At 66.6% G+C, this 14940-nt stretch carries 12 protein-coding genes; 9 read left to right on the plus strand and 3 right to left on the minus strand.

Translation table 11 applies throughout. The annotated features are described in order from the left end of the window. Nucleotides 1–169 precede the first annotated feature (169 nt). From NQ204_RS10075 to NQ204_RS10085, 3 genes are all read right to left on the minus strand, one after another. The gene (locus NQ204_RS10075) at nucleotides 170–1378 is read right to left on the minus strand and encodes an acetyl-CoA C-acyltransferase (protein WP_005416236.1); all 1209 of its coding nucleotides are present in this window, start codon (nucleotides 1376–1378) and stop codon (nucleotides 170–172) included. Between the two features lie 91 nt (nucleotides 1379–1469). Further along, nucleotides 1470–3842, minus strand: coding sequence for a 3-hydroxyacyl-CoA dehydrogenase/enoyl-CoA hydratase family protein (locus tag NQ204_RS10080; RefSeq protein WP_116865375.1), 2373 nt, complete (start codon nucleotides 3840–3842; stop codon nucleotides 1470–1472). Between the two features lie 53 nt (nucleotides 3843–3895). Next, on the minus strand, nucleotides 3896–4549 hold the full coding sequence (locus tag NQ204_RS10085) for a TetR/AcrR family transcriptional regulator (RefSeq protein ID WP_079221619.1): 654 nt from the start codon (nucleotides 4547–4549) through the stop codon (nucleotides 3896–3898). Nucleotides 4550–4893: 344 nt separating this feature from the next. Between NQ204_RS10085 and ndk the strand changes: the two genes are divergently transcribed. The 9 genes from ndk (at nucleotide 4894) to NQ204_RS10130 (ending at nucleotide 14880) form a co-directional block, all read left to right on the plus strand. Then, a complete protein-coding gene (gene ndk / locus NQ204_RS10090; RefSeq protein WP_008265389.1) occupies nucleotides 4894–5319 on the plus strand; it encodes a nucleoside-diphosphate kinase in 426 nt (141 codons plus the stop codon). A gap of 10 nt (nucleotides 5320–5329) precedes the next feature. Then, on the plus strand, nucleotides 5330–6535 hold the full coding sequence (rlmN, locus tag NQ204_RS10095) for a dual-specificity RNA methyltransferase RlmN (RefSeq protein ID WP_116865291.1): 1206 nt from the start codon (nucleotides 5330–5332) through the stop codon (nucleotides 6533–6535). Then, entirely contained in the window at nucleotides 6522–7325 is an 804-nt protein-coding gene (locus tag NQ204_RS10100) for a tetratricopeptide repeat protein (protein WP_305888360.1), read from the plus strand. Before rlmN ends, NQ204_RS10100 begins: the two co-directional genes overlap by 14 nt. A 19-nt stretch (nucleotides 7326–7344) precedes the next feature. Continuing rightward, nucleotides 7345–8211 carry a helix-turn-helix domain-containing protein gene (locus NQ204_RS10105; protein ID WP_256643785.1) on the plus strand — a complete coding sequence of 289 codons (867 nt, stop codon included), beginning with the start codon at nucleotides 7345–7347 and terminating at the stop codon, nucleotides 8209–8211. Between the two features lie 64 nt (nucleotides 8212–8275). After that, a complete protein-coding gene (locus NQ204_RS10110) occupies nucleotides 8276–8914 on the plus strand; it encodes a YfgM family protein (RefSeq protein ID WP_256643786.1) in 639 nt (212 codons plus the stop codon). Beyond that, complete coding sequence (gene bamB, locus NQ204_RS10115; protein ID WP_116865295.1) at nucleotides 8914–10122, plus strand: outer membrane protein assembly factor BamB; 1209 nt, start codon at nucleotides 8914–8916, stop codon at nucleotides 10120–10122. Before NQ204_RS10110 ends, bamB begins: the two co-directional genes overlap by 1 nt. 15 nt (nucleotides 10123–10137) lie before the next feature. Next, nucleotides 10138–11535, plus strand: a complete 1398-nt coding sequence (gene der / locus NQ204_RS10120) for a ribosome biogenesis GTPase Der (RefSeq protein ID WP_108768625.1) — start codon at nucleotides 10138–10140, stop codon at nucleotides 11533–11535. Nucleotides 11536–11658: 123 nt separating this feature from the next. Next, entirely contained in the window at nucleotides 11659–12831 is a 1173-nt protein-coding gene (moeB, locus tag NQ204_RS10125) for a molybdopterin-synthase adenylyltransferase MoeB (protein ID WP_256643787.1), read from the plus strand. A 216-nt stretch (nucleotides 12832–13047) separates the two neighbouring features. Next, complete coding sequence (locus tag NQ204_RS10130; protein ID WP_256643788.1) at nucleotides 13048–14880, plus strand: monovalent cation:proton antiporter-2 (CPA2) family protein; 1833 nt, start codon at nucleotides 13048–13050, stop codon at nucleotides 14878–14880. Nucleotides 14881–14940: the final 60 nt, after the last annotated feature.

Consider the following 14940-nt stretch of genomic DNA (forward strand, 5'->3'; position numbering starts at 1 on the left):
GGCGGGTTGGGCAGGACGCCCAACCCCGGTCTTGCCGTGTGCGCAGGACAGCGCACACGAGCAAGGCGCCATCGAGCCCCCAGGGAAGGGGTTTACGGCGTGTCCCGGGCAGCCTCACCCGCCCGTGCGCTGCAGCACACCGACATACCGACCGGCAACGCTTTGAACCTTACAGCGCCTCGAAAATACCCGCCGCGCCCATGCCCGTGCCGATGCACATCGTCACCATGCCGTACTTCTGCTGGCGACGACGCAGGCCGTGCAGCAGGGTCGCGGTACGGATCGCGCCGGTCGCACCCAGTGGATGACCCAGGGCGATCGCGCCGCCCAGCGGGTTGACCTTGCTCGGGTCCAGGCCGCAATCGCGGATCACCGCCAGCGACTGCGCGGCGAACGCTTCGTTGAGCTCGATCCAGTCCAGCTGGTCCTGGGTCAGGCCGGCCTGCTTCAGTGCCTTCGGGATCGCGGCGATCGGGCCGATGCCCATCACTTCCGGGCGCACGCCGGCCACCGAGAAGCTGACGAAACGGGCCAGCGGGGTCAGGCCGTAATCCTTGATCGCCTGTTCCGAGGCCAGCAGCACCGCGCCGGCGCCGTCGCTCATCTGCGAGGAGTTGCCGGCGGTAACCGTGCCGCCGAACTGGCCGTTGCGGAACACGGGGCGCAGCTTGGCCAGGCCTTCGGCCGAGGAGTCCGGACGCGGGCCTTCGTCGGTGTCGGCAACCTTGTTGCGGGTGATGATGCGCTGGCCGTCGGCCAGGTCCGGCAGGTGCGAGACGATCTCGTACGGGCTGATCTCATCCTTGAACTCGCCGTTCTGGATGGCGGCCATGGCCTTCTGGTGCGAGGCGAGTGCAAAGGCGTCCTGGTCTTCGCGCGAGACCTTCCACTCTTCGGCCACCTTCTCGGCGGTGATGCCCATGCCGTAGGCGATGGCCACGTGGTCGTTGTCGAACACGCTCGGTGCCATCGCGATCTTGTTGCCCATCATCGGCACCATCGACATCGATTCGGTGCCGCCGGCCAGCATCAGGTCGGCGTTACCCAGGCGGATCGCGTCGGCGGCCTGCGCCACGGCCTGCAGGCCGGAGGAGCAGAAGCGGTTCACGGTCTGCGCGGCAATCGTGTTCGGCAGGCCGGCCAGCAGCACGCCGATGCGCGCCACGTTCATGCCCTGCTCGGCTTCCGGCATGGCGCAGCCGATGATCGCGTCATCGATGCGGTTGACGTCCACGCCCGGGGCCTGGGCGACGACGCTGCGCAGCACGTGCGCAAGCATGTCGTCGGGGCGGGTGTTGCGGAACATGCCCTTGGGCGCCTTGCCAACCGGGGTGCGGGTGGCGGCGACGATGTAGGCGTCCTGGATTTGCTTGGTCATTGCGGTGATCTCTCGAATAGGTTTTGTAGAGTCGAGCCATGCTCGACTGCCACAGCAGGTGGTGCCGGCCGCAGCCGGCACCCGCCATCAATCAGTTACGCAGCGGCTTGCCGGTCTTCAGCATGTGCGCGATGCGGGCCTGGGTCTTTTCCTGCTGGGCCAGTTCGACGAAGTGCTTGCGCTCCAGGGTCAGCAGCCACTCTTCGTCCACCAGGGTGCCGCGGTCGACCTTGCCGCCGCACAGCACGGTGGCGATGCGCTCGGCGATCTCGTAGTCGTACGGGCTGATGAAACGGCCTTCCAGCATGTTGACCAGCATCATCTTGAAAGTGGCGATGCCCACGTCACCGGCCACCTGGATGCGGCGTGCCGGCAGCGGCGGGCGGTAACCGGCTTCGGCCAGTGCACGTGCTTCGGCCTTGGCGATGTACAGCGCCTCGTAGCTGTTGAACACCACCTTGTCGGTGCTGCGCAGCAGGCCCAGTTCCTGGGCGTTGACCGCCGAGTTGGACACCTTGGCCATCGCCACGGTCTCGAAGGTCTTCTTCAGTTCGGCGAACACGTCACCGCCCGGGCCGGCCGCCTGCGAGGCACGCACGGCCAGTTCCTTCAGGCCGCCACCAGCCGGCAGCAGGCCAACGCCGGCCTCGACCAGGCCGATGTAGCTTTCCAGGAAGGCCACGGTCTTGGCGCTGTGCATCTGGAACTCGCAGCCGCCACCCAGGGCCAGGCCACGCACAGCGGCCACCACCGGCACCAGCGAGTACTTGATGCGTTGGCTGGTGCGCTGGAAGTTGGCGACCATCTCTTCGAACTGGTCGACCTTGCCGGCCTGCAGCAGGCCGAGCGCACCGGCCAGGTCGGCACCGGCGGAGAAGGGTTCCTTCTGCTGCCAGATCACCAGTCCCTGGAAATCCTTCTCGGCGCGGCTGACGCATTCCTGCAGGCCATCGAGCACCTGGTCGGAGACGGTGTTCATCTTGGTCTTGAAGCTGACCACGGCGATGCCGTCGCCGTCGTGCCACATGCGCAGGCCGTCGTTCTCGAACACGGTCTCGCCCGGCGCGAACTTCTCGCCCAGCAACGGATCCGGGAAGCGCTGGCGCTGGTACACCGGCAGCGCCGAACGCGGCAGCTTGGCGTTGCGCGACGGGCTGTAGCTGCCTTCGGCAGCGTGCACGCCGTCGCGGCCATCGAACACCCAGTCCGGCAGCGGGGCGCTGCTCATGCTCTTGCCGGCGACGATGTCATCGGCGATCCACTGTGCGACCTGCTTCCAGCCGGCGGCCTGCCAGGTTTCGAACGGTCCCAGCGACCAGCCGTAGCCCCAGCGGATGGCCAGGTCGACATCGCGCGCGGTCTCGGCGATGTCCGCCAGGTGGTAGGCGCTGTAGTGGAACAGGTCGCGGAAGGTCGCCCACAGGAACTGCGCCTGCGGGTGCTGGCTTTCGCGCAGCTTGGCGAACTTCTCGGCCGGGTTCTTGATCTTCAGGATCTCGACCACTTCCGGTGCGGCGGTGCGGTCGGCCGGGCGGTAGTCCTGCTTTTCCAGGTCGAGAACCACGATGTCCTTGCCGACCTTGCGGAAGATGCCGGCGCCGGTCTTCTGGCCCAGCGCGCCCTTGGAAATCAGCGCGTCCAGCCACTTCGGCGACTTGAAGTACTCATGCCACGGGTCATTCGGCAGGGTGTCGCCCATGGTCTTGATGACGTGGGCCATGGTGTCCAGGCCGACCACGTCGGAGGTGCGGTAGGTGGCCGACTTCGGGCGGCCGACCAGCGGGCCGGTCAGGCCGTCCACTTCATCGAAGCCCAGGCCGAATTCCTGGGTGTGGTGGATGGTGGACAGGATCGAGAACACGCCAATGCGGTTGCCGATGAAGTTCGGGGTGTCCTTGGCGTACACCACGCCCTTGCCCAGGGTGGTGACCAGGAATGCTTCCAGGCCTTCCAGTACGGCGGCGTCGGTGGTGGTGGCCGGGATCAGCTCGGCCAGGTGCATGTAACGCGGCGGGTTGAAGAAATGCACGCCGCAGAAGCGGTGGCGCAGCTGCTCCGGCAGCACGTCGGCTAGCTTGTTGATGCCCAGGCCCGAGGTGTTGGAAGCCAGCACCGCGTGGTCGGCCACGAACGGGGCGATCTTCTTGTACAGGTCCTGCTTCCAGTCCATGCGCTCGGCGATGGCCTCGATGATCAGGTCGCAGCCCTTCAGCTGGTCCAGGCCCGACTCGTAGTTGGCCGGGGTGATGGCTTCAGCCAGCGACTTGCTGGCCAGCGGCGCCGGGCTCAGCTTGCCCAGGTTGGCGATCGCCTTCAGCACGATGCCGTCGGCCGGACCTTCCTTGGCAGGCAGGTCGAACAGCACGGTGTCGACGCCAGCGTTGGTGAGGTGGGCGGCGATCTGGGCACCCATGACGCCGGCACCCAGCACGGCGGCGCGGCGGACTAGCAGGGAATTGGACATGGTGTAGGGCCTTTGTTGGTCAGCAGTTACTGGGTGGGTCACACCCGGTGGAATCACGGGGAAGCGGGCAGGGCGCTGCCGCGTGCGGCGGCGCGGAACCCGGCTTCGGCGAAATGGATCAGTTCATGGGCGGCATGGGCACGATGCGCCGCTTCGGTGACGCCTGCGGGTCGCTTGATCAGGCCGAAATCTGCCATGGCGTAGGTGAGCGAACCGGCCAGGAAATCCAAGCGCCAGTACAGCTCTTCTTTGCTCAGTCCCGGCACGCACTCGGCAATGGCCTTGCCGAACGCGCGCAGCACGTGGCCGTAGTGGTCGGACAGGAACTTGCGCAGGTTGTCGTTCTTCTCGGCGTAGGCGCGGGCGATCACCCGCACGAAGGCGCCGCCGCTCTGCCGGTCCTGGGCCATGGCCAGGGCAGGCTCGACGAAGGCCGCCAGCACCGGGCGCAGCTGGCCGGGGTGTTCGCTGCGGGCGCGCTCGAGCTGGGCCAGGCGCACGCTGGTCATCTCGTCCATGCGCCGGCGGAAGACCTCGTTGACCAGGTTTTCCTTGGAGCCGAAGTGGTAGTTGACCGCCGCGATGTTGACGTCGGCCTGGCTGGTGACCTGGCGCAGGGACGTGCCAGCGAAGCCATGCAGGGCGAACAGCTCCTCGGCGGCGCCGAGGATCCGGTCCTTGGTCGAGAAGTGGGCGGGCTTGGCCATGGGGTGGCGGACCTTAATCAAACGATTGTTTGATACTAGGACCAGACGGGGGCGTATGGCATTTTGCAGTGCAGCAAAATGGCGGCGGCGGTCAGAATCCGCTCAGGTGGGTGAATAGGTGGGCGTGAACCTGTAGAGCCGAGCCCGCGCTCGGCTGCTTCTCGGCCCAAAGGCCAGCCGAGCATGGGCTCGGCTCTACACGAGGGCCGCAGGCCCTCTACCACCCGGCCGCGTTATCTCTTACAATTCGCCTACGTTTATCAGGCTAAGCCCGCGTCCCGACGCGGGTTTTTTTCATGTTACCCTTCGGGCCATCAGCGGCCCGATTCCATTGGAGACATCCCATGGCGCTGGAGCGCACCCTTTCGATCATCAAGCCGGACGCCGTTGCCAAGAACGTCATCGGCGAAATCTACGCACGCTTCGAGAAGGCCGGCCTGAAGGTCGTGGCTGCTAAGTACAAGCAGCTGTCGCGTCGTGAAGCCGAAGGCTTCTACGCCGTGCACCGCGAGCGTCCGTTCTTCAACGCGCTGGTCGAGTTCATGATCTCCGGCCCGGTGATGATCCAGGCCCTGGAAGGCGAGAACGCCGTCCTGGCCCACCGCGATCTGCTGGGCGCCACCAACCCGAAGGAAGCCGCCGCAGGCACCATCCGCGCCGACTTCGCTGAATCCATCGATGCCAATGCCGCCCACGGCTCGGACTCGGTCGAGAATGCAGCGATTGAAATCGCCTACTTCTTCGCCGCCACCGAAGTCGTCTCGCGCTGAGAGTAATGCCGTGAACGAGGTCGTACAGTCCCCCGCCATCCAGCCGCTGCCGAAGTCGGCACCCGCGGCTGGCAAGCAGAACCTGCTCGACCTCGATCGCGCGGGCCTGGAGAAGTTCTTCGTCGAGGTTCTCGGCGAAAAGAAGTTCCGTGCCCATCAGGTGATGAAGTGGATCCATCATCGCTACGTCACCGATTTCGATGAAATGACCGACCTCGGCAAGGTCCTGCGCGCCAAGCTGCAGGCCCATGCCGAGGTGCTGGTTCCGAACATCGTGTTCGACAAGCCCTCCGCCGACGGCACCCACAAGTGGCTGCTGGCGATGGGCGTGGATGGCAAGAACGCCATCGAGACCGTGTACATCCCCGACAAGACCCGCGGCACGCTGTGCGTGTCCTCGCAGGTCGGTTGCGGCCTGAACTGCACGTTCTGCTCCACCGCCACCCAGGGCTTCAACCGCAACCTGACCACCGCCGAGATCATCGGGCAGGTGTGGGTTGCCGCACGCCACCTGGGCAACGTGCCGCACCAGATGCGCCGCCTCACCAACGTGGTGATGATGGGCATGGGCGAGCCGCTGATGAATTTCGACAACGTCGTGCGCGCCATGAGCGTGATGCGCGACGACCTGGGCTACGGCCTGGCCAACAAGCGCGTGACCCTGTCGACCTCTGGCCTGGTGCCGCAGATCGACCGCCTGTCCACCGAAAGCGACGTGTCGCTGGCGGTGTCGCTGCACGCGCCGAACGATGCGCTGCGCGAAACGCTGGTGCCGCTCAACAAGAAGTATCCGATCGCCGAGCTGATGGCTTCGTGCGCACGCTACCTGCGCGCCAACAAGCGCCGCGAATCGGTGACCTTCGAATACACCCTGATGAAGGGCATCAACGACAAACCCGAGCATGCCCGTGAACTGGCCCGCCTGATGCGCCAGTTCGACAATGCGGTGCAGGCCAAGGATTCGGGCAAGGTCAACCTGATCCCGTTCAACCCGTTCCCGGGCACCCGCTACGAGCGTTCGGAAGAAGCGCACATCCGCGCCTTCCAGAAGATACTGCTCGACAGCAACGTGCTGACGATGGTCCGCCGCACCCGTGGCGACGACATCGACGCCGCCTGTGGCCAGCTCAAGGGCCAGGTGATGGACCGCACCCGCCGCCAGGCGGAATTCAACAAGACGTTGCAGGCAGGGAAGGGGAGCGATGCGGCCGCGTGACCGTCTCTGGCCAGTCCTGATCGCAGGGGTGCTGGCCGTTTCGGCCAGTGGCTGCAGCAAGACCACCAAGTCGCACCTCCCCGAGGAATACAGCCGCGGTGGTGACATCGCCCCGGAGCGCCACGTGCGCGATGCGCCGGGCGTCCGCGAGGAATTCCGTTACCAGGACCAGCTCGCGCTGGCAGCCCGCGACATGCAGGTGGGCAACCTGGACGAGGCCGAGCGCAAGGTGCGCCAGGCCATCAAGCTCAAGCCCAAGGGCGTGGACGGGGTGATGCTGCTGGCCGGCATCGACGACCGTCGCGGCCGCACGCAGCAGGCAGGCGAGGGTTTCCGCCGCGCCGCCGAACTGGCGCCGCAGCGCGGTGACGTGCTCAACAATTACGGTGCCTGGCTGTGCCAGCACGGCAATGCCGCCGAATCGCTGGTGTGGTTCGACCGTGCGCTGCAGCTGCCGGGCAGTGCTTCGGCAGGCGGCACGCTGGCCAATGCCGGCAGCTGTGCGCTGGATGCGGGGCAGGTGGAACGCGCCGAGCGCGACCTGCGTGCGGCCCTGGTCACGGTGCCGGCCAACCCGGTCGCGCTCGAGGCGATGGCGCAGCTCAACGTCCGGCGTGGCCGGTTCTTCGAGGCGCGCGCCTTCGCCGAACGTAGGATTGCGGCTGCACCGGCCACACGTTCCGTGTTACAACTTGCGTCTGAAATCGAGGCGCGACTGGGCGATCAGGCGGCATCCGATCGTTATCTGCAGCGGATTCGACAGGAATTTCCGCAGGACGCGGGCTCCTAACCTCCAGGGTTGATGCATTGTGATTGATGACCAGACTGTGAGCGCTCTCGATACTGCGGCCGGCTGCGGCACCCGCCTGCGCCAGGCCCGCGAGGCGGCCGGACTGACCCTTGACGATGTCGGCCAGCGCCTGCGCATGCCGGTCCAGGTGGTCAAGTCGCTTGAAGAGGAACAGTGGCAGAAGCTCGGCGCCCCGGTATTCGTCCGTGGCCAGCTGCGCAGCTATGCGCGCCTGCTGAACGTGGATATCAGCCAGCTGTTGGAGCAGGCCCAGGTCGGTGCGGTCGTTCCGCCCACCCTGGTCAGCCATACCCATACCCCGCGTGCCCGCCGCATCGCCGAGAACCTCGGCAGGCGCATGCTCTATGTCGGTATCACCGCAGTGCTGGCGGTGCCGGTGTGGTTTGCCACCCGCGGCCACTTCGACAACACCCCGACGACCCCGAACACGGCCTCGCTGGACGTGGTGCCGGCCGCCGTGCCGGTGGCCCCGTCCTCGGTCGGCAACGAGCCGTCGGCCGCCAGTGCCGAGCCGGCGGTTGCCGCCGCCAAACCGGCAGCCACCCCCTACGTGGCCTCGCTGGCCCCGGTGCCGCGTCCGGCCCCGGCCGCCCCGGCCACCGCCAACCTGGACATGCAGTTCAGTGGCGACAGCTGGGTCGATATTGCAGGCCCCGATGGCGGCTCGGTCGAGAAGGCGCTGATCAAGGCCGGCGAAACCCGCAGCTTCACCCCCGGCCAGGTGAGCCGCGTGACCTTGGGCAACGCCTCGGCGGTCCAGGTTCAGCAGAACGGCGCTATCGTCGATCTGACCCCCTACCAGCGAGCCAACGTGGCCCGCTTTCAGGTATCCTCTGAAGGCTCCGTTGTCCCGGTTTCGCACTGAGACGCGGTTTCACCACCTTCGATAATCCCAATGGTCCCTCCCTACGGGCGGGGCGAGAGTACGCATGGCGATCGACGATCTGCTCGACGAGCACGAACAAAGTGAACGTGTCCGCAGCTGGCTGCGGAAGAATGGCGCCAGCATCCTCGGTGGCGTAGCGATCGCCATCGGCGCCATTGCCGGCTGGCAGTGGTACCAGACCCAACAGGGCGGCAAGCTGGCCTCGGCCAATGTCGAGTACCAGAAGGCACTGGTTGGCCTGCAGGGCAACAAGCTGGATGACGCGGCAAAGGCAGTCAAGGCGCTGGAGGCTGGTCCGTCCAGCATCTACGGCGATCTGGCGGCCCTGCAGCTGGCCAAGGCCCAGGTCGACGCCGGCAAGAATGAAGAAGCACTGGCCACCCTGCGCGCCGTGAAGGTCGAAGGCGACCTGCAGCGCGTGGTCGACCAGCGCGTGGCCCGCCTGCTGGTGGCCACCGGCAAGAGCGACGAAGCGATCAAGCTGCTTGGCAGCGCCACCGACAGCGGCAGCCTGGAAATCCAGGGCGATGCGCTGCTGGCGCAGGGCAAGCGTGACGCGGCCCGTGAGCAGTATGAGAAGGCGCTTAAGACGCTGGACGTGGCAGCACCGCAGCGGCGCGTGCTGGAAACCAAGGTTATGGACGCTGGCGGCACCGTCGCCGCCCCTGCGGAGTCGGTTTGATGAGTCAGAAGGTCATGATTACGCGCGTCGCCTCCGTCCTGCTGCTGGGCATGGCATTGACCGGCTGCAGCACCATGAAGGGCTGGTTCGCTGGTAAGGATGCCGCCGCCAAGAAGGCACAGGAGCCGGCCGAACTGGTCAAGTTCGAGCCGACCCTGAAGGTCAACAAGGCCTGGTCGGTCAACCTGGGCAAGGGTGAGCGCCGCATCGGCGTGCGCCAGGGCCCGGCCGTGGCCAACGGCCACGTGTTCGCTGCGGCGATCACCGGTGGCGTGCACGCCATCGACCTGCAGACCGGCAAGAAGGTCTGGACCTGGGAGCCGCAGAAAGAAAAGAAGAAGGCCAAGCTGCGCCTGTCCGGCGGCCCGGGTGTCGGCGAGAACCTGGTGGTCATCGGTACCCTCGATGGCCAGGTGATCGCGCTGGACATCAACGATGGCAGCGAGAAGTGGCGCGCCCGCGTGCCGGGCGAAGTGATCTCGGCCCCGGCTGTGTCGCAGGGCCTGGTGTTCGTGCGCAGCAATGATGGCCGCGTCACCGCGTTCGAAGCCTCCAACGGCACCCAGAAGTGGTTCAACCCCAGCGAGCTGCCGGCGCTGACCGTGCGTGGCAACGCGCCGGTGGTCACCGGTCCGGGCGTGCTGTTCATCGGCAAGGATGACGGCGCTGTCGCCGCCCTGGCCATGCAGGACGGCCGCACCCTGTGGGACCAGACCGTGGGCAGCCCCGAAGGCCGTACCGAGCTGGACCGCATGGCCGACGTCGACGGCGCTCCGGTGCTGGAAGGCAATACGCTGTTCGTGAGCAGCTTCAAGAACCAGACCATGGCCATCGAAGGCCCGACCGGTCGCCCGCTGTGGGCGCGCGACCATGGCGGTGCCGGCGGCGTGGCGGTGTCTTCGGGCAATGTGTTCGTTACCGACCCCAAGGGCGGCGTGTTCGGCCTGGACAAGGCCAGCGGCACCGCGATGTGGTCGCAGACCGGTCTGGCGCGTCGTTCGCTGACCGGCCCTGCGCTGCAGGGTGATTACGTGGTGGTCGGTGACTACAAGGGATACCTGCATTGGCTGCAGGCCTCCGACGGCGCGATGGCGGCGCGGGCCAAGAGCGGCGGTGACGCCCTGCTGGCCCAGCCAATCGTCGTCGACGGGGTGCTGCTGGTGCAGAATGTTGACGGCAAGCTGACCGCGTTCCGGTTGGCAAATTAATACGGAGTAACCGCGATGCTGCCTTTGGTCGCCCTGGTTGGACGGCCGAATGTCGGCAAGTCGACCATTTTCAATGCGTTGACCCGCACGCGTGACGCCCTGGTCCATGACCAGCCCGGCGTCACCCGTGATCGCAACTACGGCGTCTGCCGTCTGGACGAGGACAACCATTTCCTCGTCGTGGACACCGGCGGTATTGCCGAGGAAGAGGAAGGCCTGGCGGGCGCTACCACGCGCCAGGCTCGCGCCGCTGCGGCCGAAGCCGATCTGATCCTGTTCGTCGTTGATGCCCGCGAGGGCACCTCGGCGATGGATGACGAGATCCTGGCGTGGCTGCGCAAGCTGTCGCGCCCGACGCTGCTGCTGATCAACAAGATCGACGGCACCGACGAGGACACCGTCCGCTCGGAATTCGCCCGTTACGGCTTCAGCGAAATGCTGACCGTGTCTGCCGCCCATCGCCAGGGTCTGGATGACCTGATGGACGAGGTGATCCAGCGCCTGCCCGAAGAAGGCAGCGGCGAAGAGCTGGACAACGATCCGAACCGCATCCGCATCGCCTTCGTCGGCCGCCCCAACGTGGGCAAGTCGACGCTGGTCAATCGCATCCTCGGCGAAGAGCGCATGATCGCCTCGGACGTGCCGGGCACCACGCGCGACTCGATCGCCGTGGACCTGGAGCGTGACGGTCGCGAATACCGCCTGATCGATACCGCCGGCCTGCGCCGTCGTTCGCGCGTGGATGAGGTCGTCGAGAAGTTCTCGGTGGTCAAGACCATGCAGTCCATCGAGCAGTGCCAAGTGGCCGTTCTGATGCTGGACGCCACAGAAGGCGTGACCGACCAGGATGCCACCGTGCTGGGCGCGGTGCTGGATGCCGGCCGTGCGCTGGTCATCGCCATCAACAAGTGGGATGGCCTGACCGAGTACCAGCGCGAGCAGGCGGAAACGATGCTGTCGCTGCGCCTGGGCTTCGTGCCGTGGGCCGAGTCGGTGCGCATTTCGGCCAAGCATGGTTCGGGCCTGCGTGAGCTGTTCCGTGCGGTGCACCGCGCGCACGAATCGGCGAACAAGACCTTCACCACCAGCGAAGTGAACAAGGCGCTGGAAATGGCTTACGAGACCAACCCGCCGCCGACCATCCGCGGCCACGTCTCCAAGCTGCGTTACGTGCACCCGGCCGGTGCCAACCCGCCGACGTTCATCGTGCACGGCACGCGCCTGAAGGAACTGCAGGAATCGTACAAGCGCTACCTGGAGAACTTCTTCCGCAAGCGCTTCAAGCTGATCGGCACGCCGGTGAGCTTCATCTTCCGCGAGGGTACCAACCCGTACGAGGGCAAGAAGAACGTCCTCACCGAGCGGCAGGTCAAGGCCAAGCGGCGCTTGATGAAGCACGTCAAGGGCAAGTGATTCACAAGAAGGCGGCCGCAGGGCCGTCTTTTTCGTTGGTGGCGCCGGGCCATGCCCGGCGGATCCCTGCGTGCCGCTGCGCTCGCCGGGCATGGCCCGGCGCTACCGTGTAGAGCCGAGCCCATGCTCGGCTCAGCATGGGGTCGGCTCTACAATGGGCGCATGAGCATTCCAGAGCTTTCCCCGCAGCAGGCGCGGGCGCGTGTGGCCCGCGGTGCGGTGCTGATCGATGTGCGCCAGGCGCACGAGCGCGCCGGTGGCATGGCCGAGGGCGCGCGTGGCGTGGCCAAGGATGATCTGCTGGCCGATCCGACCGCGCACCTGCCGGTCCAGGGCCAGGACATCCTGCTGATCTGCCAGAGTGGCAAGCGCTCCGCCGACGCCGCGCAGGCGCTGCTGGCCGCAGGCTATTCAAACGTGGCGTCCGTGGCCGGCGGCACCGTGGCTTGGCGCGAGCAGGGGCTGCCGCTGGTGCAGCCGATGCTGGATGCCGCTGACCGCGACTTCTACGACCGCTACTCACGCCATCTGCTGCTGCCGCAGGTAGGCGAGGCTGGCCAGCGCCGCCTGCAGCAGTCGCGCGTGCTGGTGCTTGGAGCCGGTGGCCTGGGTGCACCGGCTGGCTTCTATCTGGCTGCGGCCGGCGTAGGGCACCTGCGCTTTGCCGACCATGACCGGGTCGAGCGCAGCAACCTGCACCGGCAGATCGTGCATACCGAGGCCAGCGTCGGCCAGCTGAAGGTGGATTCGGCGCGCGAACGGCTGCTGGCGTTGAACCCGTCCATCGAGGTCGAGGCCGTGTCCGAGCGGGTGACCTCGGAGAACGTCGATCGCGTGCTGGAGGGGGTGGACGTCGTGCTGGACGGCTCGGACAACTTCCCGCTGCGCTACCTGCTCAACGACGCCTGCATCAAGCACGCCAAGCCCATGGTCTATGCCGCCATCGAGCGCTTTGATGGGCAGGTAAGCGTGTTTGATGCCGGCCGCCAGCGTGGCGTGGCCCCGTGCTACCGCTGCCTGTTCCCTGAGCCGCCGGCGCCCGAGTTCGCGCCCAACTGCTCCGAGGCGGGCGTGCTGGGCGTCCTGCCCGGCCTGGCCGGGGTGCTGCAGGCCACCGAGGTGCTGAAGCTGCTGCTGGGCATCGGCGAGCCGCTGGTCGGCCGTCTGCTGCGCTTCGATGCGCTGGGCATGCGCTTCCGCGAAACCCGCATCCAGCCTGATCACCAGTGCCCGGTGTGTGCGCCTGGGGTGCCGTTCCCGGGGTATATCGATTACGCCGCGTTCTGCCGGGGCTGATCTCTGTAGAGTCGAGCCATGCTCGACTGCCCTGCGCGGTTGGCCAAAGGCAGTCGAGCATGGCTCGACTCTACAGGGCGCGATTTCGGAACGATGCTGGGTATCAATTGCACCATCGTTCCATTTCCGGCACAAGCAAACGCAACGTCGATGCTATTGCCGTCAGAAAACTTGCTCTATCGTTGAGGCCGATTTCGGTTTTCGGGGATACACCGCATGGCGGTAGAAGCAGCGACCAGCGAACTGGTCAAGGTCGTCGCCCTGTTGGGCGCGGCAGTGGTGATGGTGCCCCTGTTCCGCAGGCTCGGCCTGGGTTCGGTGCTGGGTTACTTCGCCGCGGGCCTGGCGATCGGACCGTTCGGCCTGGGCTGGTTCTCCGACCCGCAGGCGATCCTGCATACGGCCGAGCTTGGCGTGGTGATGTTCCTGTTCGTCATCGGCCTGGAAATGCGCCCCTCGCACCTGTGGAGCCTGCGCAAGGAGATCTTCGGGCTGGGCACGCTGCAGATCGTCACCTGTGCGCTGGTGCTGACCAGCATCGCCAAACTGTTCGGCCTGCCGTGGCAGGTCGCCTTCATCGGCGCCACCGGCTTCGTGCTCACCTCCACAGCGGTGGTGATGCAGCTGCTGGCCGAGCGCGGTGACATCGCGCTGCCGTCGGGGCAGAAGATCGTCTCGATCCTGCTGTTTGAAGACCTGCTGATCGTGCCGCTGCTGGCCCTGGTCGCGTGGATGGCGCCGAGCGCCGGCAATGCCGATGGCGAGGGCTCGCGCTGGTTGTCGGTGGCGATCGGCGTGGGTGCCATCGTCGGCCTGGTGCTGGTCGGCCGCTTCCTGCTCAATCCGCTGTTCCGCCTGCTTGCCGAATCGAAAGCACGCGAAGTGATGACCGCTGCCGCGCTGCTCGTCGTGCTGGGTGCGGCGCTGCTGATGCAGCTGTCCGGCCTGTCGATGGCGATGGGCGCGTTCCTCGCCGGCGTGCTGCTGAGCGAATCCACCTTCCGCCACCAGATCGAGGCGGACATCGAGCCGTTCCGCGGCATCCTGCTGGGCCTGTTCTTCCTCAGCGTGGGCATGGCGCTGGACCTGGGCGTGGTGGCCGGCAACTGGCCGATGATCGTCGGCCTGGTGCTGGCGCTGATGGCGGCCAAGGCGTTGTGCATCTACGTGGTAGCGCGGGTGATGGGCAGCGACCACGCGCAGGCGATGGACCGTGGCGTGCTGATGGCGCAGGGCGGCGAATTCGCCTTCGTGCTGTTCTCCGCCGCGGCCAGCGCCGGCGTCATCAACATGGACATCAATGCCAACTTCACCGCCGTGGTGGTGCTGTCGATGGCGCTGACCCCGCTGGTGGTGCTGGTCTACAAGCGCGTGGCGCCGAAGCCCGAGGTCAGCCTGGAAGGCGTGGACACCGCCGACGGCCTGTCCGGCAGCGTGCTGATGATCGGCTTCGGCCGCTTCGGCCAGGTGGCCAGCCAGTCGCTGCTGGCCCGCGACGTGGACGTGACCATCATCGACAACGACGTCGAGATGATCCACAACGCCGAGCGCTTCGGTTTCAAGATCTATTACGGCGATGGCACGCGTCTTGACGTGCTGCATGCCTCCGGCGCCGGTACCGCGCGGGCGATCGCGGTGTGCGTGAACAATGCCGAGGATGCCGACCGCATCGTCGAGCTGGTCGCGCACGAGTTCCCGCAGGCCAAGCTGCTGGTGCGCTCGTTCGACCGCGAGCACTCGCTGCGCCTGATCCATGCGGGCGTCGATTTCCAGATCCGCGAGACGTTTGAATCGGCGCTGATGTTCGGCCAGGCCGCGCTGATGGAGCTGGGTGCGGACGAGGAGGATGCGCAGGAGATCGCCGAGCAGATCCGCGAGCGTGATGCCGAGCGCTTCGAACTGGAAATGGCCGGCGGCAGCCTGCGTGCCGGCGCGCACATGGTGTTCGGCAGCGCGCTGCCGGGCGTGCCGACCCCGACCCCGTTCACCGCGCCCAAGCGCAAGGCCCGCACGTTGAACGCGGACCAGGTGCCGGAAGAGGAAGAGTAGAGCCGAGCCCATGCTCGGCTTGCTCTTCGGTCAGGTTGCGATAAAGCCGCGCTGCGCGCG

It is taken from the genome of Stenotrophomonas testudinis, from assembly GCF_024499815.1.
Lineage (GTDB): Bacteria > Pseudomonadota > Gammaproteobacteria > Xanthomonadales > Xanthomonadaceae > Stenotrophomonas.